Genomic DNA, 22383 nt, shown 5'->3' with positions numbered 1-22383 from the left:
ATTGAGTCATGAAAATTGCTTTTGTCGTTGGAGAATTTCCCTCTCTATCTCAAACTTTTATCCTGAGCCAAATTACAGGATTAATTGACCGAGGTCATCAAGTCGATATTTATGCCAACGTCGGGCAAAAGCAGCCTAAAACTCATCCAGATGTCGAGAAGTACGATTTGCTGCGCCACACTCACTATTGGCCCCCTATCCCTGACAATCAAATCTGGCGATGGGTCAAGGGGACTGGGTTGCTGTTGACGCATAGCTTCAAAGATCCGGTGCTGTTGGGGCGATCGCTCAATGTATTGAAGTACGGCAAAGAAGCGGCCTCTTTCCGATTGCTCTACCCCACTCTTCCCCTACTCAAAGAGCGGCCTGCCTATGACATTATTCATTGCCACTTTGGGTGGAGTGGGTTGCAAAGTGCCTTTCTTAAAGATATCGGTGCCCTCAGAGGGAAACTAATCACTACCTTTCATGGCTTTGATATTACGACCAGTTTGAAGCTGTTTGGCGATCGCCTCTACGATCCTCTATTTCGCATGGGCAACCTGTTTCTGCCCATCAGTCAGCGGTGGCAGCAGCGCTTGATTGAATTGGGTTGTGATGAGCAAAAAATTATGGTTCATCGGATGGGGATTGACTGCCAAAAGTTTACCTTTGCGCCGCGCCAACCCGATGCCGATGGTCGCATCCGCTTAGTCACGATCGCCCGCTTAGTGGAGAAAAAAGGAATTGAGTACAGCATTCGAGCCGTGGCTCAACTAGCTGAAACGTACCCAAACCTGGAGTATCACGTAGTTGGGGATGGGCCACTGCGAGACTTTTTATCTGACCTAATTCAGAGCCTGGGTGTTCAGAAGCATGTGAAGCTCCTAGGTTGGAAACAAGATCAGGAAGTATTGGAGATTTTGAACCAAGCTCACATTTTGCTAGCGCCGAGTGTTACCAGCCAGGACGGCGATCAAGAAGGAATTCCTGTGGCTTTGATGGAAGCAATGGCAATGGGATTACCTGTGATTAGTACGTTCCACAGCGGCATTCCAGAGCTGATCGAACATGGCAGCTCTGGTCTATTAGTGCCTGAGCGGGATGCTGATACTTTAGCTAGCAAGCTCAGCTACTTAATTGAGCAGCCAGAAATTTGGCCTCAAATGGGGCACGCAGGTCGTTCTTATGTAGAAACTCACTACAACATCAACCAGTTGAATGACCGATTGGTGGAAATTTACCAGCAACTGTTGCTTCAACCCTGTTAGTAAATTCAGAGGATGACCTATGCCCCAAGTTTCTGTCGTGATTCCCACCTACAACGCGATCGCCTATCTGCCCGATACGGTGGCGAGTGTCCTAGAGCAAACTTATCCAGACTTTGAACTGTTAATCGTAGATGATGGCAGTTCCGATCGCACCGTGGAATGGGTATCTGCATTAACCGATGCTCGCGTCAGGCTGATTACCCAGGAAAATCAAGGGTCAGCGGGAGCCCGGAACCGAGGCATTGCGGAATCTCAAGGAGAATATATTGCTTTCCTAGATGCCGATGACTTGTGGGCACCGACCAAGCTAGAAAAACAGGTGCGGTGTTTGGAGGCAGATCCAGCCGTTGGGTTGGTCAATACTTGGGTGGTGAATATGGATGCGGCGGGCAACTTAACCGACCAAGTGTTAATGTCGGATGCTGAGGGAGAGATTTGGCAAGCGATCGCCGAAGAAAATCAGATCTTTTGTGGTAGTTCTCCGATGGTGCGGCGTAGCTGCTTTGAAACGGTGGGAGTTTTTGACCAAACACTGCGATCGGCGGAAGACTGGGATATGTGGATTCGCATTGCCGCTCGCTATCACTTTGCTGTGGTAAAGGAGCCGTTGGTGTTTTATCGCCAGCATGCCAACAGCAAATCGAATAACTTGCAGCGGCATCTCAACCATCGTTTGAAGGTAATCGACAAAACCTTTGCCTCTGCCTCCCCAGAACTCCAGCATTTGAAAAATCGAGCCTATGGGCGGGCTCATCTGTCGGTCGCTTGGAAGCCTTTGCTGGCGAAGGATTACGACACTGCTTTAAGCTTGCGGCGACAGGCTTTGACTTACTATCCTCAACTTCGTTCCACCAAAAGCTATCTGCGCCTGGGTCTGATTATTACCGCCATGCGTTGGTTAGGTCCGCAAGGCTACCAAAAGCTGAGAAACCTGTTGCATACTCTCCGCAAGCAGAAGCCCTGGCTGAAACAAGAAGTGCCTGGTTAATTTCCTGGTTAGTTTAGTGAGCCTAGGCTTTGACAGCAATGAATGATGGAACTTTGTGAGGATTGGGGAAACAGATTATGACCGCAGAGACCAAGCATCAGGGGCCTCTCGTCAGTGTGATTATTCCGACCTACAATCGCCCCGGTTATTTAAAGCAGGCGATCGCGAGTGTCGTTCAGCAAACTTACACCAATCTTGAAATCATCGTTTCAGATGACTGTAGCCCGGAGCATCCCCAACCGATTATTGATGCTTTTCAAGATGCGCGGATTCGCTTGCGCCGCAATCCGACTAACTTAGGCATTGGCTTGAACGCAACCTACGCCTTCAAAGAGGCTCAAGGTAAATATGTGGCAAGCCTGAATGATGATGATCTTTGGTGTCCAGATTTCCTAGAGAAATTAGTACCACCATTGGAAGCTGACCCAAACTTGGCTCTAGCGTTCTGTGACTACTTCATCATTAACTCGGAGGGCGCGATCGACGCTCTAGCCACAGAGAAACAATCTTGCCGGGAAAAGCGGCATCAATTGCCAGCAGGTATTTATCGACCTTTTTGGGAACTGGGTTTAATCGATCGCTCGGTATTTGCAGCTTCTGCGGCCTTAATTCGCTGTGAGGCTGTGGCTTGGGAGCGCTTACAGGAAGCAGGCGTATTTTGGGACTACTACATTAGCTATCTGGCTTGTCGTTCTGGTCAGGGAGCTTACTACTGCCCAGAGCGCTTAGCTTGCTACCGCGTCCACGCTCAGTCGGAAAACATGACCAGCGGAAATCGCAACGCCCAAGCCAAAATTCGTAAAGGTAAGGCAGGAATTGCTTGCTATGAAAGCTTTATGGCTGATGCTCCGACTCCAAAGCTACGGAAATACTTTGAGCGGGAATGGGCCTACGCTAATACGACTTTGGGGATTGGATTGTTGCGGGCAAATCAAGCGATCGCGGCTCGCCCCTATCTCTTGCGATCGCTCCAATATCAAAAATTGAATCTTCGGACGATGGTAGCCTTAGCTTTAAGTTTTATCCCTCAGTCGTTAGCGAGTCCTTTTTTGCAAATGCGAAATGTCTTTGCCGAGCATTCTAATCATCTATAGGTTAACTCTCTGTTCTGTTCCTGAAGATGGTTTCCTTAAAATCCTGAAAACCTGAAAATCTATTGAATTTTGAATTATTAAATAATAGACCTTTAGAGGAAAAGAGAAATGATTCAAGCCACCTTAATTCGCTCAATCTCAACAGTTATCATTGCCCAAAATGAGGAAGAATGTATTGCTAATGCCATTCAATCTTGCTTACCTTTTGCGGATGAGATTGTTGTGGTTGATGGTGGCAGTCAAGATGCTACAGTGCAAATTTCTGAGAGCTTGGGTTGTAAGGTTTATACTAATCCTTGGCCAGGATACTCGAAGCAACGTAATTTTGGAGCAGACCAAGCAAAGCATGATTGGATCTTTTTTCTAGATGCTGATGAGGTGGTAGATACGGAGCTAGCGATCGCAATTTCAGCTTGGAAAACGGGTTTGGAGCCAACTACTAAAGCTCTCTCTGTGAAACGAGTTGGAGACTTTTTTGGCAAATGGCTGGATAGCCGAGCCGAAGCCCATGTGCGCTTGTATGACAAAACTCAATGTCGAATTAAAGATGTGCTCGTTCATGAAGGGCCTGATGTCAAAGACGACCCTGTGACGTTGTTGCCAGGAACTTTATGGCATCAAGGATTTCGAGATATGAGTGATCTAGTAATTCGATTTAATAAATATACTGATTTGGATGCTAACCAAGCTCATTTGTTAGGCAAGAAATTTAGTTTAATTAGATTGCTATTAAAGCCACCTGCAAAGTTTTTACAACAATATCTTTGGTATGGCATGTATCGCCAAGGTTTGGCAGGTTTTACGTTGGCTAGTTTGTGGAGCTATTACATTTTTCTCAAGGAAATCAAGCTTTATGAAATTGATTGGCGAGCTAAAGGGGATACTCAACCAGAACCAAAAGAATTTGGCTTGTCTGTGACGCCGACTCATCAAGTTCAAGCTTAAGTTTCTCGTACCTTTTTAGTCATTAATTACTTCACAAGCTCATGCAAATTCGCTCCTCCAGAGCAGCCACAAAAAGCTTTAACTTTGGGTTGAAACCAGCCCCTGCTTGGATGGCAATCCTGGGTTTTACCTTGTTTTCAGCCTTATGTTTGGTGGTGAAATCAGGGCTACTCAGAATTGCCTTTCCTGGGGGCGCTTTTCTGGTGGGATTGTTTCTCTATGGGCGTTATCCCTTGCTCTACCTAGGCTTTACTTGGTGGATTGCGTTTTTGTCGCCTTGGGTGCGACGCATGGTGGATTACAACAGTGGTTGGGTGGACCCGAGTACTATCTTGCTGGCTCCTTTTTTGGTCATGTTAGTGACCCTAGCAACTTTGGTGCGATCGCTGCCTAGAGCCACACGCCAGGGAGGTTTGCCCTTTATTTTGGCTTTTGTGGGAGTCATCTACGGCTTTTTGGTGGGGCTGATCAAATACTCGCCAATGGCTGTAGTAGTCCCCATGCTGAACTGGTTCACCCCGATCCTGTTTGGGTTTCATCTATTTGTCAATTGGCGAAGTTATCCGAGTTACCGCCAAAGCTTAGAGCGCATATTTCTTTGGGGCGTTTTAGTTTCAGGGGCTTACGGCGTGTATCAATATTTGGTGGCACCACAATGGGACCGATTTTGGCTAGTCAATTCTAAAGCCATTGCCTTTGGTACCCCAGAACCCTTGGGCATTCGGGTCTTTAGCATCATGAACTCCCCTGGCCCCTTCGCCACAGTCATGCTGGCAGGCTTAATGTTGCTGCTAAGCGGCAAAGGCAAGCTGCGATTTTTTGCCTCTGGGGTGGGCTATTTGTCGTTTCTGTTGTCTCTGGTCCGCTCGGCTTGGCTTGGTTGGGGAGTCGCGATGTTGACCTTTTTGCCATCCCTGAAACCAAAGCTACAGATGCGTCTGGTAGTGACGATTGTGGTGATGGCGCTTTGTATTATTCCGCTCGCCAACCTTGATCCGTTTGCCGACACGATCGGAGCCCGTTTGCAGTCTCTCACGAATACCAAAGGAGATGTCAGCTATAGCCAGCGCAGCGAGGGCTATGCCGCGACCTTGAGTTTAGCGCTCTCCCAATTTCTCGGCCAAGGCTTGGGATTTGTGCTGGAAGGCACCAGTTTGGGTAGTAATGACAGCGGCATTTTGAGTATGTTTTTCTCGCTTGGTTGGTTCGGCACCATTCCTTATTTAGGTGGCATTATTTTGCTGCTGTTTAGCTTATTTCAGTCTGTCGATATTCGGGCCGATACCTTTGCCAGTGCGGCTCGTGCGATCAGTTTGGGTGTATTTGCTCAAATTGGCCTAGGCAGCGTCACATTGGCCCTTTCAGGAGTTGTGTTCTGGGGGTTTGCGGGTATGGCTCTGGCTGCTAGCCAATACCATCGCTACCAACGGTTAACAGCTTTGCAGTCAGGATGAAAAGTTTAGAAAAGGCGATCGCGACTCTCTCGTTCTTGATCGCGCTGGATTTCACTTAGTTTCAGGAGAAATGCATGAAAGATGCTTCAAATTATCCTGCGGCTGCAATCAGTCCAGCACAGTTAGGCACTTCAGCTAAGGGAGTAATCGCAGATTCATCTACCAGGAAAAAGCTAGAACTAATTCAGGCTTGTCGAGGTATTGCAGCGCTGTTGGTGGTGTTGTTTCACGTCACTGAATTTAGTCAGGAAAAGTTAAATCAAAACTTCCTGTCAGGGCTATTTGCTTTTGGGGGTTCAGGTGTTGATTTCTTTTTTGTGTTGAGTGGATTTATTATCTTCTTCGCTCATCAAGCGGATATTGGGCAAAAACAGAAACTTAACGCTTTCATAGTTAAACGAGTTATTCGTGTGTACCCCCTCTATTGGATCATTACCTTGGCTTTGCTGCCAATTTACTTTTTAATTCCCTCATTTGGCAAAGGCTACGAGCGGGATTTAGGTGTGATTTTAAAGTCACTTTTGTTAGTGCCTCAAGAAAACTTTCCGGTTTTAATCGTTGGCTGGACCCTAAGCCACGAAATTTTTTTCTACTTTATCTTTGGTTTGGCAATTTGGCTCACACCTAAAGTTTCTCGATTTGTGCTTTGTAGTTGGCTAGGCGGAACTCTGACCTTTTTCTGGTTGAGTGTCAGCGATCGCGCCTCCGCTGTACAGCCACCCCTGCTCTTGAACTTTATTTTTAATCCGCACAATCTAGAGTTTGCTTTTGGTTGTTTGGCGGCTTATTGGGTAGTAGGGAAAAGAATAAAACTAGGAGTAATCTACTTGATTTCAGGAGTAGTATTATTTATCACTTCGGGGTTGGGTGATAACTACACAAACGTAGAAATTCCTGATGTGATTGCTTATGGGTTACCCTCGATGTTAGTTGTATTAGGGGCAGCCTCGATTGATTTGAATCAAGGTTGGAAAAGTCCTACTTGGCTGAACGAATTAGGAGATGCTTCCTACTCGATTTATTTAGTGCATTATCCCTGTTTGGCTGCCTGTTTCAAGGTGGCGATCGCGCTAAATCTTGTCAGTTTATTTGGGAATTTCCTCACCATGAGCCTGTTGACTGTGATCGCAGTCATTGTTGGTTGGTTGACCTACTTGTATCTTGAAAAACCGTTAATTACCTGGCTACGACGTAAATTAGTTCCGAAGCAATCTGCTTGGGTTAATGCTCAATAACTTCAGTTGAATTCAGTGTTGATAAAAAACCAGCTTATTTAGTTCTGAATTGATTCTGGCGTTTCTAAGGATTTCTTATGAAGATTCTCTTCTTAGACCAAAGCGGCAAGCCAGGAGGGGCAGAATTATGTCTGCTGGATATTGCGAAACCCTATCGCGATCGCTGTTTAGTCGCTTTATTGGCAGATGGCCCCTTCCGGGATCTCCTAGAGCAACATCAGATTCCGGTACAGGTGCTTAGCTCTGAAGGCATCCAAGTGCGAAAAGATAGCGGTTGGCGGCAAGGCTTTGGTAGCTTGGCTCAACTCCTGCCCCTAATTACCCAAGTGGTGCAGTTGAGCCGCAACTACGACTTGATCTATGCCAACACCCAGAAAGCTCTTGTTGTGGGAGCTTTGGCTGCTTGGCTCAGTCGTCGGCCTTTGGTTTATCACTTGCATGATATCCTCTCGCCCGACCACTTCAGCTCCATGAATCGGCGGCTTGCTGTCACTTTGGCAAATCGGTTTGCCTCTTTAGTGATTGCCAACTCAGAGGCAAGCCAAACCGCTTTTATTGCGGCGGGTGGTCGTGCTGAGTTAACCCAAGTCATTTATAACGGCTTTGAACCCCAAATCTATCAATCTTCCAACGCTGAGGCTGCGCAATTGCGGCAGCAACTGGGTTTGGAGGGGCAGTTTGTAGTGGGTCATTTTAGTCGGCTTTCGCCTTGGAAGGGGCAGCATGTCTTGCTGGAGGCTTTGGCGCACTGCCCACAGGATGTCATGGCTTTATTTGTCGGTGACGCTTTATTTGGAGAGCAGCAATATGTCGAGCAACTGCATCAACAAGTCAACGCGCTCGGTTTACAAAAACGGGTGCGTTTTTTAGGGTTTCGTTCTGATGTCGTGACCCTGATGAAATCTTGTGACCTGATTGCTCACACGTCCACAGCTCCAGAACCGTTTGGGCGGGTAATTGTAGAAGCCATGCTCTGCGGCAAACCAGTGGTTGCTGCTAAATCGGGCGGTGCGATCGAATTAATTACGCCTGAGGTTGATGGTTGGCTAGCGACTCCTGGAAATCCTCAACAACTGGCAGCTGTGATTAATCTCTGTCGGAATCAACCAGAACGCTCCAGCGCGATCGCCCATCGCGCTCAAATCCAAGCTAGTCAACGCTTTGACCTGGACATTGTCAACCAAAAAATTGCTCAACTCCTAGGGCAAACCCTCGCACGCGTCCCGCAGGTTTAATTACACCTAGACCCTTCCTCGTTATTCGCAAGTTGCAAGCTTATGAAGTTTTCCCTTGCTTATTCCATGAAACGCTACCGTTATCCCTTACTAGCCTTACTCAGTGCTCTACTAATTGCCTGTACCGCTTCCTGGTCTCCCTCGCAGGCCCAGTTACAACCAGAGCAGGCTCGCAGTGCTGACTCATTCGTGAACTCGATTGGCGTGGCAACTCATCTACGCTATGTTGACACTGCCTATGGCAACTACGACACGATTATCAGACCCAAATTGCAAGAGTTGGGAGTGCGCCACATTCGTGACGGAGGTAAGAACTCCGAGTTTTATCGCCGACTCAACGATTTAGCTACCCTGGGAATCAAATCAACCTTAGTGATGGATTCTAGAGATGGCATTACGCCTGCCAATGTTGTTGCAGAGGCGATTCAACCTGTCTTGTCCTCGATTGAAGCAGTCGAAGGGCCAAATGAGTGGGATGTGAATCCTCAAGCAACTTATAAAAACCAAGCTTTTCCGGAAGGGCTTCGGGCTTACCAAGATGAACTATATGCCGCAGTCAAGGCAGATCCAACGACAGCCGCATTACCTGTGCTCATGCCTTCCTTGGCCATTCCCTACTATGCTCCTCGCTTGGGCTCCCTGGCTTCGGCGGATCTGGGCAATATGCATAGCTATGCGGGGGGCAACTTGCCCAGCCAGGACCTAGACACAAAGTGGGTGCCTTTGACTCAGGCAGTCACGGGGGTAGCTAAGCCAATTGTGGCGACAGAATGCGGTTGGCATAATGCCACCAGCGATCTCAAAGCGTCTCAGCCAGGGATTTCGGAACTCGCAGCAGCTAAATACGTCCCTAGACTCTATCTGGAGTATTTTAATCGGGGCATCCAGCGATCGTTCCTTTACGAACTCATCAACGAGCGCCAGGGCACTACCCAAGAACAGAACTTTGGTCTGCTCCGGAACAATGGCTCTGCTAAACCTGCCTTTGACTCCCTAAAGAACTTGATTGCTTTGCTAAAAGATCCGGGTTCTGAGTTTGCTCCGCAGGCTCTGAGCTACAGTCTGAGCGGCAGCAGTGCTCCCCTAAGTCCCGCTGTGCATCATACGCTGCTGCAAAAACGGGATGGTCGATTTTATTTAGCGCTGTGGCAAGAGGTTTCTAGTTTTGATTTGCAAACGAAACTGGATGTTTACGTTCCTCAGCAGACCGTGACTGTAACTCTGGGAACGCGAGTGCGTCAGGCAACCACCTACAAACCGTTAGCGTCTGTCGCTCCTGTGCAGCGATACGCCAATCCCAAGCAATTAAACTTGACTATCTCTGATCATCCGCTCGTGATTGAGCTAGTTCCAGCGTAAGTGAACCGATAACCCAAGCAACTGGAGGATTCTATGCCTGTAACCTTGCGATCGCAGCAACCATCTGTGAGCTTATTTATCCCTAACTTAGCGGGGGGCGGAGCAGAGCGAGCGATGTTGCACTTGGCTCAAGGCTTTGCGGCAAGAGGCTTAAAAACTGATCTAGTGCTGGCTCAAGGAGAGGGTGCTTATCTTGATAAGGTGCCTGCCAATGTCCGTTTGATTAATCTCAAAGCCAAGTCCCCTGTCATCGTTTCTAAAACTTGGGCGCTCAGACGCTACTTGCAGCAAGAAAAACCCGATTTCTTGCTCTCAGCTTTAGATATTGCCAGTTCCGCAACCTTGGCCCAGCGCTTAGCAGGGGTGCCAACTCGGATTGTGATGTGTGTGCAAACCAATCTCTCGCAGCAGTTTCAAGATAGGCATGGAGGGACTGGCAACGTTCGGCCTTTTTTGGTGCGGCAGTTTTATCCTTGGGCCGATGCGATCGTGGCTGCTTCTCAAGGAACAGCGAGAGATGTGGCGCAGATGGCAGGCTTGCCTGAGGATAAGGTGCAAGTGATCTACAATCCAGTCGTGATGCCGAATCTGGTCGAGAAAATCAAAGCACCGATTGATCATCCCTGGTTTGCGGCTGGAGAACCTCCGGTAGTTCTGGGGGTGGGGCGGTTAGTCAAGCAGAAAGATTTTCTCACCTTAGTCCGCGCTTTTGATTTGGTGCGACAACGCCATCCCGCCCGATTGATGATTTTGGGAGAAGCCGATCCACGCGAGCCTCTAGTGAAGCCAGAGTTGGAAGCTTTGATTCAAGAGTTGGGCTTGCAAGATAATGTATCGTTGCCTGGCTTTGTCGAAAACCCTTATGCCTACATGGCACAGTCAGCCGTGTTTGTGCTCTCCTCGATTTATGAAGGATTTGGCAATGTGGTGGCAGAAGCCTTGGCCGCAGGTACTTCTGTCGTTTCGACAGATTGCGAAAGTGGCCCCGCAGAGATCTTGAGCAATGGCAAATATGGTCGCTTGGCTCCTGTCGGTGATTTCAAAGCTTTGGCAGATGGAATTATTGCTGCGCTAGAGCAACCAACCGATGCTGAAGTGTTACAGCAGCGGGCCAATGCTTTTGCTATGGACAATATCGTGGGGCAATATCTGGATGTGCTGGAGAACCTCAGCCGCCAAGATGCTCTTCAAGCTAGCTAATCTACAAGACAGCTAAGTCGTTGAGCAGAGAACGTGATGCGAATTCTCCATATCCTGAATGATGTCCGAGAACTCGGAAACGGCATTATCAATGTGGCGATCGATCTGGCCTGTTTGCAAGCCAAAGCGGGGCTTGAGGTAGCCGTAGCCTCTGATGGTGGCGAGTACGAAACCCTTTTAGCAGACTACGGTGTCACACATTTCCCCTTGAATCAGCAGCGGCAATTGGGGAATCTCCTCCGAGCTACCAAGGAATACCGAGCGATCGCCCAAACGTTCCAACCGGATATCGTGCATGCCCACATGATGACTGGAGTGGTTTTGGCGCGCTGCTTACGCAGATTTGGCAACTATAAGCTAGTTTCTACCGTTCATAATGAGTTTCAGCGCAGCGCCACTTTAATGGGCGTGGCCGATCGCGTGATTGCGGTGAGTCAAGCGGTGGCTGATTCGATGGAGCGACGGGGCATTCCGCAGAGGAAGCTGCGAGTGATTCGCAATGGCACTTTGGGGAGTCCTCGCCAGCGTTCTTCTTCTCTCCCTACGATCTCTCTCCAGCATCCTGCGATCGCCACGGTAGCGGGAATGTATCAACGCAAAGGCATTACAGAATTGATTACGGCTTTTGCTCAAATTGCCGCAGATTTCCCGGAGGCACATCTGTATTTAATTGGCGAGGGGCCTGACCGCCAGATGTTTGAAGCCCAAGCTCAGGCTACGCCAGTATCAGAGCGCATCCATTTTCTGGGGTTTCAACCCCAACCCCAAAGATATTTGCAAGCCACGGATATTTTTGTGTTGGCTTCTCATCAAGAACCATTTGGCTTGGTGCTGTCAGAGGCGCGGGAAGCGGGATGCGCCATCATCGCCAGCAATGTAGATGGTATCCCAGAAGCATTAGATCAGGGGGCCGCAGGTTTATTAGTTCACCCTAAAGATAGTGCAGCGATCGCGGCAGCTTTATTAGAATTGCTTCAGTGTTCTCAGCAGTTGCAAGCCTGGAAGAAACAGGCCCAACGCAACTTAGCTTGGCTGAGTGTGTCGCGTGTGCATCAAGAAACTTTAGCAGTCTACCAAGAGTTGATGGCAGAACGCGATCGCTCTAAAGCCTTTACCAGTTTTGAATTGTAATATTTGCTGTTTCCTCCGTTGAATTCAGGCACTGGCTTGAAGGCGGGTCTCTATCTAGTCAAGTAGAACAACTCGTTAAACCAGACATCCTATGTAGACCTGTCCCCCGTCTTCTCTCCTTCAGGAGAGGGGTGCTGTAGGCGGGGTGAGGTTGGCATGGACAAATCTCACTCATCCAGTACTTCAGCCATAACCCATGAGTTTTCAGTCTCCGCTTGTTTCAGTGATTATCCCTGCATATAACACTGAACTCTATATTGGCCCAGCTTTGGAATCAGTTCTGTCACAAACGTATCAAAACATTGAAGTTTTGGTAATAGACGATGGTTCGCAGGATCGAACTGCCGAAATTGTTGAATCTTTTGTGCAAAGAGATCCGCGCGTGCAGCTACTGAGGCAGAAGAATGCTGGAGTGGCAGCGGCTCGGAACCTAGCGATCGCCCATGCTCAGGGAGAATACATTGCTCCGATTGATGCCGATGATATTTGGTATCCGGAAAAGCTAGAAAAACAAGTGCAATGTATGTTGCGATCGGGGCCAGAAGTTGGTCTAGTTTATACCTGGTCGGTTCATATCGATGAAGCGGGAGCCATTGTTGGCAAATATAATCTAGAACGAGCTTATAAACCAGAGGGTTCTATTTATCCAATTTTGGTTTATTCCAACTTTTTGGATAATGCTAGTAACCCAATGATCCGTCGCACTTGCCTAGATCGAGTGGGAGGATTTAATCCAGAATTGCGGGCGCAAAATGCTCAAGGCTGCGAAGATTGGGAGTTGTATTTACGCATCGCTGATGCTTATGAATTTCGCGTTGTGCCTGAGTTTTTAGTTGGGTATCGCCAGTTGCTCGGCAGTATGGCCAGCAATTGCCGAGCGATGGCTAAATCCTATCAGTTGGTCATAGCAGAAGTGCAAAGTCGCCACGCTGAAATCCCACCTACTATCTATCGTTGGTCTAGGGGATGTTTCTATCACTATTTAATGGGTAAAAGCTATAAATCTGGAGCGCACTGGCACACATTAGAGTGGCTGGCTCTGACACTCAAGGATGATCTGAGCTTGCTACTGCGTCCTGGTTTGTATCCGATGATCCTGACCTGCTTACTCAAAATTGTCGCTAAACCAGTTACTTCCTTGATTTGGCCTGATCATCGCTCTTGGCTGGAATTTAGACAGCGCTTTAGATTGCCGCCGCGTCCGCTAACGATTGAAGAGATTAACAATCAGGAGACAAAGCCCCTGCCAATTCTGAAACCCTATGATTGGGTGCTTTTATGGCGTTGGACAAAAGCAATGAAAATTTGTCAACAGCTTGCCTCTATCAAATCAAAAAAATCACAAGAATTGCTGCTTTCGCATTAAACTTTTAGCAAAATAGGAATTTATGAAAGAGGCGAAAGCAATCAGAAAATTGTTTCCTTTATTGAAGCTGTATCCTTGGGCAATCCCAGTTATTGTAGTCTTGGGAATTTTAGCTTCTCTCTCTGAAGGATTAGGAATTAGTTTATTTATTCCTTTATTGCAAAGTTTTGATGCTGGCACGGCTCAAACTGTTCAGAATAATGTCTTGATTGCCTTTTTTGATCGAGTTTTTGCTCAAATTCCGATTCAAAACCGTTTACCCACTACTGCTGGATTTATCTTTGGCAGCGTTTTGTTGAAAAATGCTTTGTTATATGGCAACACTCTCCTATTTTCCTGGTTGAATTGGCGGATTAGCTATCAGTTGCGTTCGGGTATTTTTAGACAGCTATTAAGTGTTAGCTATAGCTTTTTGGAGCGTTGTCCATCGGGTAAGTTTCTCAGTACTTTAGATAACGAAACCTGGCGCACTAGTCAAGCGCTATCTGTACTGGTGGGTCTCATTATTAGTAGCTGCACAGTCGTTGTGTTTACAATTTTGCTGCTGCTCATTTCCTGGAAGCTGACGCTTTTGGTAGCAGCAGTCATGCTACTAATTTCCAGCATGATTCAATTTATGACTCGCCAAGTTAAGCAGTTGGGCAAGCAGGCTGAGAAGGCAAACGCCGTCTTTGTGCAACGGGTGTGGGAAGGATTGCTAGGGATGCGAGTGATTCGGGAGTTTGGCCGCGAATCCTATGAACAAGCTCGCTTCGATCAAGCTTCTCGGCAAGTTTGTCACTCCTTTATGGAACTCGATCGCATTTCTGGAGCAGTCTATCCACTCTCTGAAGTGCTGTCTACGGGTTTGCTGGCTGGCATTTTAGTTATTGCCTTGCAGCAACAAGTAAATCTGCCCACTTTGCTGACCTTTGTATTTATGCTCTATCGGCTGCAACCCCAGATGCGGCATGTAGATGGAGCGCGAGTCAATTTGATGTCGCTCACCACGGCGATCGATGATGTGATGTCCCTGCTCGATCGCAGTGATAAGCCTTATATCCGCTCTGGCAAAGCTCGGTTTACAGGATTGCGGCAGGCGATCGCGTTTCGAGCCGTAGATTTTTGTTATGGAGCGGGCGAAAAGACAGCGCTACAAAATATCTCAATTTGTATCCCTAAAGGTAAAACAACGGCGATCGTGGGACCTTCTGGAGCGGGTAAATCTACTTTGATCAGCCTGATCTGTCGCTTTTATGACCCCACCAGTGGTGAAATTGAGATTGATGGGCAGCCTTTGCCACAGCTCAATTTGGCCGACTGGCGCGATCGCATTGCCATTGTCAGTCAGAGCGTGCATATCTTCAGCACCACGGTCTACGAGAACATTGCTTACGGTCGACCTGAAGCGACAGAGGTGGAAGTGGTCGCTGTTGCGAAACAAGCCAATGCTCATGAATTTATTAGTCAGCTACCTCAGGGATATCAGACTCAGGTAGGCGATCAGGGAGTGCGGCTGTCGGGCGGCCAACGCCAACGTCTGGCTCTAGCCCGCGCCATTATCCGTAATCCCGAAATTTTGATTCTAGATGAAGCGACCAATGCCTTAGACAGTATCTCAGAGCATTTGATCCAGGAAGCCATTAATGCCCTCAGCCAGCGTTGCACCTTGATTGTGATTGCCCATCGTCTCTCGACAATTGAGCAAGCCGACCAGATTATTGTGATTGAGGAGGGACAGGTGACAGAGCAAGGAACAATGACGGAACTGCTCAAGCGCGATCGCTTATTCGCCCAGTTATATCGCTTGCAATATCGCAATGCTCAGCTCTAGGAATGGTGCTATACCAATTCTCTAAACTCAAATTACAGATTATTGTAGGGGCGAACGGCCGTTCGCCCCTATTCTTACAACGGATTAAATCAGTGAGTTTATGTATCTCTATCGCTGTGTGACAACACCCGATTCACGCCGCTGAGAATGGCTAACAATGATGCAGTGACGATGTTGGAATGAATGCCCACGCCATGCAACGAACCAGAGATGCGATCGCTCCTGACTTCGACATAGGCGATCGCTGCTGCATCACTGCCTTGGTTGAGGGAGTGCTCCTCGTAATGGTCTACGCGGATGTCTAGGTTTAAGGCTTGGAGGAAAGCATCTATCGGACCGTTGCCTTGGCCTTGTAGTGTGGCTGGCTGGCCGTCCCTCTCCAATGTCACGCTGATCATCTGCTGTGAATCTACTTCTGTGAGGTGATGAGTGAGATATTTGAGGGGTGAAACTGCTTGCAAATATTCCTGCTCAAACAGTTTCCAGAGATCTGCTGCGGCCATCTCCTGACCATGTGTATCTACGGCTTGCTGCACAATACGGCTGAACTCGATCTGTAAGCGTCGAGGTAGCACCAAATTGTAATCTCGCTCTAACAAGAAGGCAATTCCACCTTTGCCAGACTGGCTATTCACTCGAATCACAGATTCATAAGTGCGTCCGACATCGGCTGGATCAAGGGGTAAATAAGGGACTTCCCAAATGTCATCTGATGATTGGGCGGAGAATCCTTTTTTAATTGCGTCTTGATGCGAGCCAGAGAAGGCTGTGAAGACCAAATCGCCTACATAGGGATGACGAGGATGGATCGGGAGTTGTGTGCAATCCTCTACCAATCTGGCGACGTGATTAATTTGAGAGAAGTCTAGACCTGGATCAACGCCTTGGGTGTAGAGATTGAGGGCGAGCGTCACCAAATCTACGTTACCTGTACGTTCACCGTTGCCGAATAGACAGCCTTCGACGCGATCGGCCCCTGCCATTTGGGCCAACTCTGCTGCCGCGATCGCACAACCCCGATCATTATGAGGATGCACGCTTAAAACCACACTGTCTCGTTTAGCCAAATGACGATGCATCCACTCCACTTGATCTGCAAAGATATTGGGAGTTGACACTTCCACTGTGGCAGGGAGATTGATGATAGCTTTGCGTTCGGGAGCAGGTTGCCAAACTTCTAGCACCGCATTACAGATCTCCTTGGCAAAGTCCAACTCTGTCGAGGTAAAGACTTCAGGAGAATATTGGAATTGCCAGTCGGTGTCTGCTTGCTCGGCAGCGAGTTCGTTAAAGAGTTGGGCGGCGGTGACTGCGAGGTCAATAGTGCTAGGGCGATCGAGTCCAAACACAACGCGACGGAAAACGGGAGCGGTGGCGTTGTAGAGATGCACGATCGCGCGTTTGGCACCGCGTAGAGACTCAAATGTGCGGCGAATCAAGGCTTCACGGGCAGGTGTCAGAACTTGAATTGTGACATCATCGGGAATCAAGTTTTGCTCAATTAGGTGGCGCACAAAGTCGAAGTCAGTTTGTGAAGCGGAGGGAAACGCAACTTCGATTTCTTTGAAGCCAATCAGCACTAGCAAATTGAACATCTGTAATTTTTGCTCTCCATTCATCGGCTCGATCAGCGCTTGATTACCATCGCGCAAGTCGGTGCTGAGCCAGATGGGAGGTTGGGAAATGATATTGTCGGGCCAAGTGCGATCGCGTAAGGCGACTGGGGGGAAGGAGCGGTATTTGTTAGCAGGCTGTTTCAACATGATCGACAAATCCTTAATTTTTGCGGTTGATGAGGTGTTGTGGCGGTGGTAATTAAAAGATTGGGGTTGTCAGATTGCAATGTAGGTTGCCACTCAGTCCGAGCCTGACAACCCACCCACAGTCGCAGTAATGCCTCAAATGTTTGTTGCAGTTGCATCAGAGATCTCCAGTCACGTTAAGACAATGGATAGCTAAATATTCTGAAACTCTAAAACCAAGAGCTTGGGGGCACCTGCCCCCAAACTCCCGCTGGGGGACGCAGCTGTCCCTCAGACCCCCTGCAGAAGGGTGGTTAGATTGGAAAAAAACTAGATTCAGCTCACAGAATTATTTGCGCGCAAGGCGCAGCAGCAGTCCCAGCCCTAGGAGTAGGGTTGAGGGCTGGCGTAGCGATCGCTGCTGTGTGCGCATAAGACAAGGTTGGTATGACTGCTTGTATCCTAACGGCAAGCGATCGCTGGGTCAAGAGATGATGGTTGAGCCAGAAGTTAGAGCCCTAGCAACCTAAAGAGGCCAAAGACATTGCTTAGAGGTGATAGAACATTCCCCACGGTATCGGAGATACCTGCTAGAGAGGAACGACCAATAATGACTGTGTCGTTATTGCGGAGGGGCGGATTGCTGTTGTTATTCAAGCCTTGGGCCAGGTTAACTGAAATGACTCGCTTGGACACAGTACCGTCAGGATTGAGGCGAATCAGCGTTACAGCGCTTTGCTTAGCCCGACGCTTATTAAAGCCCCCTGCTGCCAGTACTGCCTGATTTAACGGCGTATTGGGTGGTACTTCTACAGCTCCTGGTTTGACCACTTCGCCCACAATGTTGACTGTGATCTTGTCCGGGGAGAAGCTGGCGGCAGCAAGTTCGGTGGCTTCCTTGGCACTCATGGCGGTGGCAGTTGGAATCACAATCGTGTCGCCATCTTGTAAGGGTAGATCCTGACGCAGATCGCCTCCTGCTAAAAGTTGCCAGAAGTCAATTTTGGTAATTTGAGCTGGCCCAGAATTAGTGCGACGACGCAGTTCGATATTGCGGATATCGGCAGTTTGGGTGATGCCGCCAGCGACCTGAATTGCCTTAGTAATGGTAGGAATTTTTTGTTGAGTATTGGTGTTGATGCCAGTCTCATTATCAGTTGCGCCGCTAATAATATAAGGTCCTGGACGTTGCACCTGACCCACAATGGCAACTTTGAGGGGACGAGTTTCAGTCGTGGAGAAACTCGCAGAGGCTAACTGCGATGCCTCGTCTAAATTGATACTTTCAGAAGCAGGAATGAAGATACTGTCGCCATCCCGTAAGGCAACATCTTGATTGATATCCCCTGTTTTTAAGAGCTGCCACAGGTCAACATTGAGCACAGCAGCACCAGTACTGCCAGGTCTAGCTCGGCGAATTTGTACACGACGCACATCTGCCGCTTGGGTAATGCCGCCTGCAAGTTCGATCATTCTTGTGACTGAAGTTGCGCCAATGTCGGTAGCTGAGGCTTCTGGCTTGGTACTGTAAGAACCAGGACGATTGACTTCACCCGCGATCGCCACCTTGATTGGTCGGGCAGCCAACAAACTAATCGTCACTAGAGGCTGTCTGAGATAAGGCGCAAATTTAGCGCCAATGTCGTTAGAAGCTTGCTTTAAGGTTTTGCCTTGCACCGAGACGGCACCCACTTGGGGTAGGTTCACAGTGCCACTCGGCAAGACAAGAAACTCGCCGCTGTACTCTGGAACTTCAAAGAAATCGACTCGAATGCGATCGCCCGCTCCCAAAATGTACCCAGCGTCTCCGGTTGTTGCTGCACTCGGTTGTAGGTTGGGGACTGTCTGAGCAAATTGCGCCACACCGGGAGCAGGCCAGGCAATCAAGCCCACCAGCGCCAATAATACTAGCTGCTTTGCGGCTTTGACCCGTTGCTGGGGTCGTCCAGATTGTTGAGTTGGTCCCGGCGCTATGGCTTGGAGATACCACCGGATTGGGGATTCTAAGCTTGAGCGATTCATTGACACCTCCACAAATGGCTAGTTAAGAGTTGGGCTTACGACTAAAAGCTGGCACCCTAAACACTGCCATCAAGACAAACAAAATGGAGAACTTTCGCAGCAATTTAGTTTGTCCAGTCTCCCCTAGGTTTGAAGAATTCGAGGTTCTAAAGTTCCCAAAATGCATAACTTGCGATGTGGGGATCGCAGGTTAGAGAAGCAATTATCTAAGTTAATCCTATAGAGGGGTGGCTATAAGTCTTGTTTCTATTTAGATCAGATATAGGCTTTCATCTACAGATCATGGATGACTTTAAGGTTGATATAGTACTCTTTCTGATTCGCAGCGGCTTCGAGTTTGGCGAAGACTTTTCTATGGATGCAAATGGTGACTTGATCATCGGCAATCCAGATACCTTTTCAGCTTTGACAGAGTTATTGGATTCTTTGAAGGATTAATTGCTAGGGCAAACGAGTGAAGGGATGCAGCGGTTCTCTCGTTGGTGGCATGAGCAAGTTTTGGTATAGCTCAGCAGGTAGCTAAAGCCAGTTAGTGATCCTAGAAATGCAGGTTTAACCAAACTGCACGCGATAAGTAAGTTGGCACTATTGCGGAGCTAATTTAGGCCAAATAACTGAATAGAAGTAAATCGGAAATACCTAAGCTGAGCTTATGAGTTGAGCCAGGTAGGCTTTGGTGTAGAGCTATGTTGCTTCCAGTTATTCCTGAATTAACAATTCATCGTTTTAAGTTTCTAGGGGTTCAAGGTGACTTGCAAGACGGGATGCGGCACCGCTCGGAGCTTTATCGCCATGTCGCTTCCTTTGAAATTGAGCAACATCGTCAGGCATACGCTTTAGGAATTGACTTGGCTCAACATGGGGGTAAAACGGTTTTAACCCGTTCTCAAGGTAGTTGTGCCGTCTGGGTCAGCCTGCGATCGCGCTGCGGTATGACCAAATAGCTCACATTCGTATCATCCTGACTAGCTAGCGAGACCCTGCTGGGCTACGACGGCCAGGAATCCTTCGGGACCTCACGGCGTAGAAGGACATAGTGACGGGAGGCTGAGGGGTAGGATTAGCTTCAGGAGCAGCGGCTGGTGGCTCTGGGTTGGATTCTGAGTTGGACTTGACCCAAGGGAAGAAGCTGAGAACTGTCTGCTTGAAGTTCATGGAGTTGACCTCACTGATGCACGTTGAACTTGGTGGAAGTTCTATAGCTTGAGTAAATCTCGGTAGCAGCAAGTGAGGTGCGGTGGTTGATCCAGAACTTCAATTGGCTGATTCAGGATGGCGATCGCAGGCCTAAACTCTGGGTTTTGCTGGAGTGGGACTGTGACAGTTGGCAGATTGGTAAGGTTGGCTGATTTTGAGAAGTTGGTTGCCTCCTTTTTGAAACTCGTAAGAAACTAGCTGGATTTCTGTCTGGTGGCCTTGTTGCTGGAAATGATCCAGTACGGGTTGGAGATGGGGAGAGGTTGCACCAGAAATATCTAAAATTGGGAAGATACGAACTTCGGTGGCAACTCGACAAAGTTCTGCGATCGCTTGGATGTGAAACTCGGTTGAGAGTTGATCGGAGTAGGTGAATAGCAGGTGGGAGCAGAGGGCTAGGTCAAACTGCTGGTTTGAAAAAGGGAGATGGGGGAGTTCGGCGGTGAGGTAGCGTCCTTCTGGGAAACCCACTGGAAAATCTTGGAGAAATTGGTTCATCGCAGCCATGCGGACTTCTCCTAGCTGTTCGGGAGAAGCGATCGCGTCCCAGATGTAGCTGTCCCGATTGGCTGTAACTCCATTGATAATCTGGGGATAGGTTGCCTGGATGCGTTGGGAGATTTCGTCGGTACTGAATTGATAAATCGGGTCGCAGGATGTGACGGTGTAACCTTGGCGGGTCATTTCAGCATTGAAGCTAGCGGGGCCAGCGCCACAGTCCAAAATTTTGTGGCTGAGATCTGAGGGGGTAAGGTTGAACATAACGATGTATTCCCTCAGCGATCGCCCCCAAGGCACAATAGTTTCTAATTTAATACCCACTTGCTACACCCCCTTTTCTCTCTTCACTCCTCACTCCTTACCTCCTAGTGAATTAGCTCCCCTTTCAAGACAGTAACCGCTTGCCCAGCAATGGCAACGCGATCGCCTTGGCAATGAACTCGCAATACCCCACCACGGGGAGAAGCTTGGTAAGCCAGAAACTCATCTTTTTTGAGGCGTTCTTGCCAATAGGGGCCAAGGCAGCAATGGGCGGAACCTGTTACTGGGTCTTCGTCAATACCTGATTGGGGGGCAAAGAAACGGGAGACAAAATCGTACTCTCCAGCATCAGCTCGGCTAGTGACAATGATGCCTCGGACAGGAAATGTTTTGAGTAAAGTCAGATTGGGTTGGAGATCGCGGACTACTGCTTCTGACTCTAGTTCGACTAAATAATCAATTTGGTTGCTGCCGACATAGTTGAGGTTGGTGACACCGAGAGCAGCAGCTAGATCTGGTGGAGGCGCGATCGCGGTGGCGGGTTGAGCGGGAAAGTTGAGCACAATCCAGTCTCCTTGGCGCTGGGCGGTGAGGAGTCCGCTGCGAGTATGAAATTGTGCTTCTTGGTCAGGTTTTAGATATCCCAATTCCCACAACGCATGAGCGCTAGCTAGAGTAGCATGACCGCACAGATCAACTTCAACGGTAGGGGTGAACCAACGGAGATTAAAGCTATCTTCCTGTTGCAGCAGAAAAGCGGTTTCCGATAAGTTCATTTCTCTGGCAACGTTTTGCATCCATTGATCATCTCGTGACTCAGGTAAGACGCAAATAGCGGCAGGGTTGCCACTAAAGGGTTGATTGGTAAATGCGTCTACCTGCGTAATTGTCAGTCCCATAAATGTTCCAGTTTCTTAGCCTGGATGACTCAGCAACACTTAAGAGCCTATCGGAAAACTGGGTTTATCTGTAGTAATGCTCCTCAATCCACATGCGAATTTCCGCTTCTGTGCCAAAGGAAACATAGTCGCCGTTGTTGGGATTGTACCCATGCCAATAGAAATTTCCCTGGCGATCGCTTTTCTGCCAAACTCGAATCTCTGTATAACGAGCAATCACTCGCCTCAATGATTGCCACAGGTTAGAGAGATATTGAGATGTTGAAGAAGTAAATCTTAAGGTTTTCATGATGAACCTCACGAAAGGTAATTCAAGTTCTTGTTAATTACTATGGATGGTGTTGTAATTGACTGAAAAGGTACAAAAATGAATCAATTTGACTAGTACAGTTTTTAATCCTAAAAATTGTCTAAGTGCAGCAATTACTTGGTAGTTTCAAGTGATTGCTGATTGGCTGTAGCAGGGAAGAAATCTGAATGTTTGTAGTGGGACTGGTTCTTCTAAGCTAAGTAAACTGTTAAAGATTTACCTCGTTCAGAAGATTCATGCGATCGGGGGATGTGTGCAAGAGTAAGGTTGGGTTCTACTGAATCGTAAGCTAGGCTTTGATTTGGATTTAGCTTTGGCTATTCAGGTTTGGGTGAGGATTGTCAGAAAAGTTTAAAACTTAGAGATAGTAACTAATACAGT

Annotated in this window: 20 protein-coding genes; 14 read left to right on the top strand and 6 right to left on the bottom strand. The window is 48.2% G+C overall.

The genetic code is table 11. The annotated features are described in order from the left end of the window. Positions 1-8 precede the first annotated feature (8 nt). The 12 genes from H6F90_RS09695 to H6F90_RS09640 all read left to right on the top strand — a co-directional run bounded on the left by H6F90_RS09695 (position 9) and on the right by H6F90_RS09640 (position 15070). Entirely contained in the window at positions 9-1250 is a 1242-nt protein-coding gene (locus H6F90_RS09695; protein ID WP_190552272.1) for a glycosyltransferase, read from the top strand. Positions 1251-1269: 19 nt separating this feature from the next. Continuing rightward, the gene (locus H6F90_RS09690; RefSeq protein WP_190552271.1) at positions 1270-2238 is read left to right on the top strand and encodes a glycosyltransferase; all 969 of its coding nucleotides are present in this window, start codon (positions 1270-1272) and stop codon (positions 2236-2238) included. Positions 2239-2315: 77 nt separating this feature from the next. Then, a complete protein-coding gene (locus H6F90_RS09685) occupies positions 2316-3332 on the top strand; it encodes a glycosyltransferase family 2 protein (protein ID WP_190552270.1) in 1017 nt (338 codons plus the stop codon). A gap of 108 nt (positions 3333-3440) precedes the next feature. Beyond that, entirely contained in the window at positions 3441-4277 is an 837-nt protein-coding gene (locus H6F90_RS09680; RefSeq protein ID WP_199295809.1) for a glycosyltransferase family 2 protein, read from the top strand. Between the two features lie 41 nt (positions 4278-4318). Then, the gene (locus H6F90_RS09675; protein WP_190552269.1) at positions 4319-5731 is read left to right on the top strand and encodes an O-antigen ligase domain-containing protein; all 1413 of its coding nucleotides are present in this window, start codon (positions 4319-4321) and stop codon (positions 5729-5731) included. Between the two features lie 74 nt (positions 5732-5805). Next, positions 5806-6966, top strand: a complete 1161-nt coding sequence (locus H6F90_RS09670; protein ID WP_190552268.1) for an acyltransferase — start codon at positions 5806-5808, stop codon at positions 6964-6966. A 77-nt stretch (positions 6967-7043) separates the two neighbouring features. Further along, positions 7044-8201 (top strand): glycosyltransferase, encoded by a 1158-nt coding sequence (locus H6F90_RS09665; RefSeq protein ID WP_190552267.1) that lies wholly within the window; start codon positions 7044-7046, stop codon positions 8199-8201. A gap of 42 nt (positions 8202-8243) precedes the next feature. After that, positions 8244-9560 carry a hypothetical protein gene (locus H6F90_RS09660; protein ID WP_190552266.1) on the top strand — a complete coding sequence of 439 codons (1317 nt, stop codon included), beginning with the start codon at positions 8244-8246 and terminating at the stop codon, positions 9558-9560. 33 nt (positions 9561-9593) lie between these two features. After that, positions 9594-10760, top strand: a complete 1167-nt coding sequence (locus H6F90_RS09655) for a glycosyltransferase (protein ID WP_190552265.1) — start codon at positions 9594-9596, stop codon at positions 10758-10760. Positions 10761-10796: 36 nt separating this feature from the next. Continuing rightward, on the top strand, positions 10797-11891 hold the full coding sequence (locus H6F90_RS09650) for a glycosyltransferase family 4 protein (protein WP_190552264.1): 1095 nt from the start codon (positions 10797-10799) through the stop codon (positions 11889-11891). A 196-nt stretch (positions 11892-12087) separates the two neighbouring features. After that, positions 12088-13257, top strand: a complete 1170-nt coding sequence (locus H6F90_RS09645) for a glycosyltransferase family A protein (protein WP_190552263.1) — start codon at positions 12088-12090, stop codon at positions 13255-13257. Between the two features lie 22 nt (positions 13258-13279). After that, positions 13280-15070 carry an ABC transporter ATP-binding protein gene (locus H6F90_RS09640; RefSeq protein WP_190552262.1) on the top strand — a complete coding sequence of 597 codons (1791 nt, stop codon included), beginning with the start codon at positions 13280-13282 and terminating at the stop codon, positions 15068-15070. Between the two features lie 98 nt (positions 15071-15168). On the opposite strand, the gene leuA is transcribed toward H6F90_RS09640, so the two are convergent. Next, a complete protein-coding gene (leuA, locus tag H6F90_RS09635; RefSeq protein ID WP_190552261.1) occupies positions 15169-16833 on the bottom strand; it encodes a 2-isopropylmalate synthase in 1665 nt (554 codons plus the stop codon). A gap of 489 nt (positions 16834-17322) precedes the next feature. Further along, positions 17323-18834 (bottom strand): SLBB domain-containing protein, encoded by a 1512-nt coding sequence (locus tag H6F90_RS09630; RefSeq protein ID WP_190552260.1) that lies wholly within the window; start codon positions 18832-18834, stop codon positions 17323-17325. Positions 18835-19116: 282 nt separating this feature from the next. Between H6F90_RS09630 and H6F90_RS09625 the strand changes: the two genes are divergently transcribed. Then, positions 19117-19272 (top strand): hypothetical protein, encoded by a 156-nt coding sequence (locus H6F90_RS09625; protein WP_190439507.1) that lies wholly within the window; start codon positions 19117-19119, stop codon positions 19270-19272. Between the two features lie 248 nt (positions 19273-19520). Beyond that, positions 19521-19778, top strand: coding sequence for a hypothetical protein (locus H6F90_RS09620; protein WP_190552259.1), 258 nt, complete (start codon positions 19521-19523; stop codon positions 19776-19778). A gap of 25 nt (positions 19779-19803) precedes the next feature. On the opposite strand, the gene H6F90_RS09615 is transcribed toward H6F90_RS09620, so the two are convergent. The 4 genes from H6F90_RS09615 to H6F90_RS09600 all read right to left on the bottom strand — a co-directional run bounded on the left by H6F90_RS09615 (position 19804) and on the right by H6F90_RS09600 (position 21981). After that, entirely contained in the window at positions 19804-19989 is a 186-nt protein-coding gene (locus H6F90_RS09615; protein WP_190552258.1) for a hypothetical protein, read from the bottom strand. A 132-nt stretch (positions 19990-20121) separates the two neighbouring features. Then, entirely contained in the window at positions 20122-20853 is a 732-nt protein-coding gene (locus H6F90_RS09610) for an SAM-dependent methyltransferase (protein WP_190552257.1), read from the bottom strand. Between the two features lie 44 nt (positions 20854-20897). Then, positions 20898-21692 (bottom strand): PhzF family phenazine biosynthesis protein, encoded by a 795-nt coding sequence (locus tag H6F90_RS09605; RefSeq protein WP_190552256.1) that lies wholly within the window; start codon positions 21690-21692, stop codon positions 20898-20900. A gap of 64 nt (positions 21693-21756) precedes the next feature. Further along, a complete protein-coding gene (locus H6F90_RS09600) occupies positions 21757-21981 on the bottom strand; it encodes a hypothetical protein (RefSeq protein WP_190552255.1) in 225 nt (74 codons plus the stop codon). Between the last annotated feature and the right edge of the window lie 402 nt (positions 21982-22383).

It is taken from the genome of Trichocoleus sp. FACHB-591 (assembly GCF_014695845.1).
Classification (GTDB): Bacteria; Cyanobacteriota; Cyanobacteriia; order FACHB-46; family FACHB-46; genus Trichocoleus.
The sequence above is the reverse complement of the archived record's forward strand: the minus strand, read 5'-3'. Positions and strand labels throughout refer to the sequence as shown.

Bases quoted from the DNA above. Each gene is read 5' to 3' on its own strand.
- H6F90_RS09695 (WP_190552272.1), top strand. From the start codon at position 9: ATGAAAATTGCTTTTGTCGTTGGAGAATTTCCCTCTCTATCTCAAACT.
- H6F90_RS09690 (WP_190552271.1), top strand. From the start codon at position 1,270: ATGCCCCAAGTTTCTGTCGTGATTCCCACCTACAACGCGATCGCCTAT.
- H6F90_RS09685 (WP_190552270.1), top strand. From the start codon at position 2,316: ATGACCGCAGAGACCAAGCATCAGGGGCCTCTCGTCAGTGTGATTATT.
- H6F90_RS09680 (WP_199295809.1), top strand. From the start codon at position 3,441: ATGATTCAAGCCACCTTAATTCGCTCAATCTCAACAGTTATCATTGCC.
- H6F90_RS09675 (WP_190552269.1), top strand. From the start codon at position 4,319: ATGCAAATTCGCTCCTCCAGAGCAGCCACAAAAAGCTTTAACTTTGGG.
- H6F90_RS09670 (WP_190552268.1), top strand. From the start codon at position 5,806: ATGAAAGATGCTTCAAATTATCCTGCGGCTGCAATCAGTCCAGCACAG.
- H6F90_RS09665 (WP_190552267.1), top strand. From the start codon at position 7,044: ATGAAGATTCTCTTCTTAGACCAAAGCGGCAAGCCAGGAGGGGCAGAA.
- H6F90_RS09660 (WP_190552266.1), top strand. From the start codon at position 8,244: ATGAAGTTTTCCCTTGCTTATTCCATGAAACGCTACCGTTATCCCTTA.
- H6F90_RS09655 (WP_190552265.1), top strand. From the start codon at position 9,594: ATGCCTGTAACCTTGCGATCGCAGCAACCATCTGTGAGCTTATTTATC.
- H6F90_RS09650 (WP_190552264.1), top strand. From the start codon at position 10,797: ATGCGAATTCTCCATATCCTGAATGATGTCCGAGAACTCGGAAACGGC.
- H6F90_RS09645 (WP_190552263.1), top strand. From the start codon at position 12,088: ATGAGTTTTCAGTCTCCGCTTGTTTCAGTGATTATCCCTGCATATAAC.
- H6F90_RS09640 (WP_190552262.1), top strand. From the start codon at position 13,280: ATGAAAGAGGCGAAAGCAATCAGAAAATTGTTTCCTTTATTGAAGCTG.
- leuA (WP_190552261.1), bottom strand. From the start codon at position 16,833: ATGTTGAAACAGCCTGCTAACAAATACCGCTCCTTCCCCCCAGTCGCC.
- H6F90_RS09630 (WP_190552260.1), bottom strand. From the start codon at position 18,834: ATGAATCGCTCAAGCTTAGAATCCCCAATCCGGTGGTATCTCCAAGCC.
- H6F90_RS09625 (WP_190439507.1), top strand. From the start codon at position 19,117: ATGGATGACTTTAAGGTTGATATAGTACTCTTTCTGATTCGCAGCGGC.
- H6F90_RS09620 (WP_190552259.1), top strand. From the start codon at position 19,521: ATGTTGCTTCCAGTTATTCCTGAATTAACAATTCATCGTTTTAAGTTT.
- H6F90_RS09615 (WP_190552258.1), bottom strand. From the start codon at position 19,989: ATGAACTTCAAGCAGACAGTTCTCAGCTTCTTCCCTTGGGTCAAGTCC.
- H6F90_RS09605 (WP_190552256.1), bottom strand. From the start codon at position 21,692: ATGGGACTGACAATTACGCAGGTAGACGCATTTACCAATCAACCCTTT.
- H6F90_RS09600 (WP_190552255.1), bottom strand. From the start codon at position 21,981: ATGAAAACCTTAAGATTTACTTCTTCAACATCTCAATATCTCTCTAAC.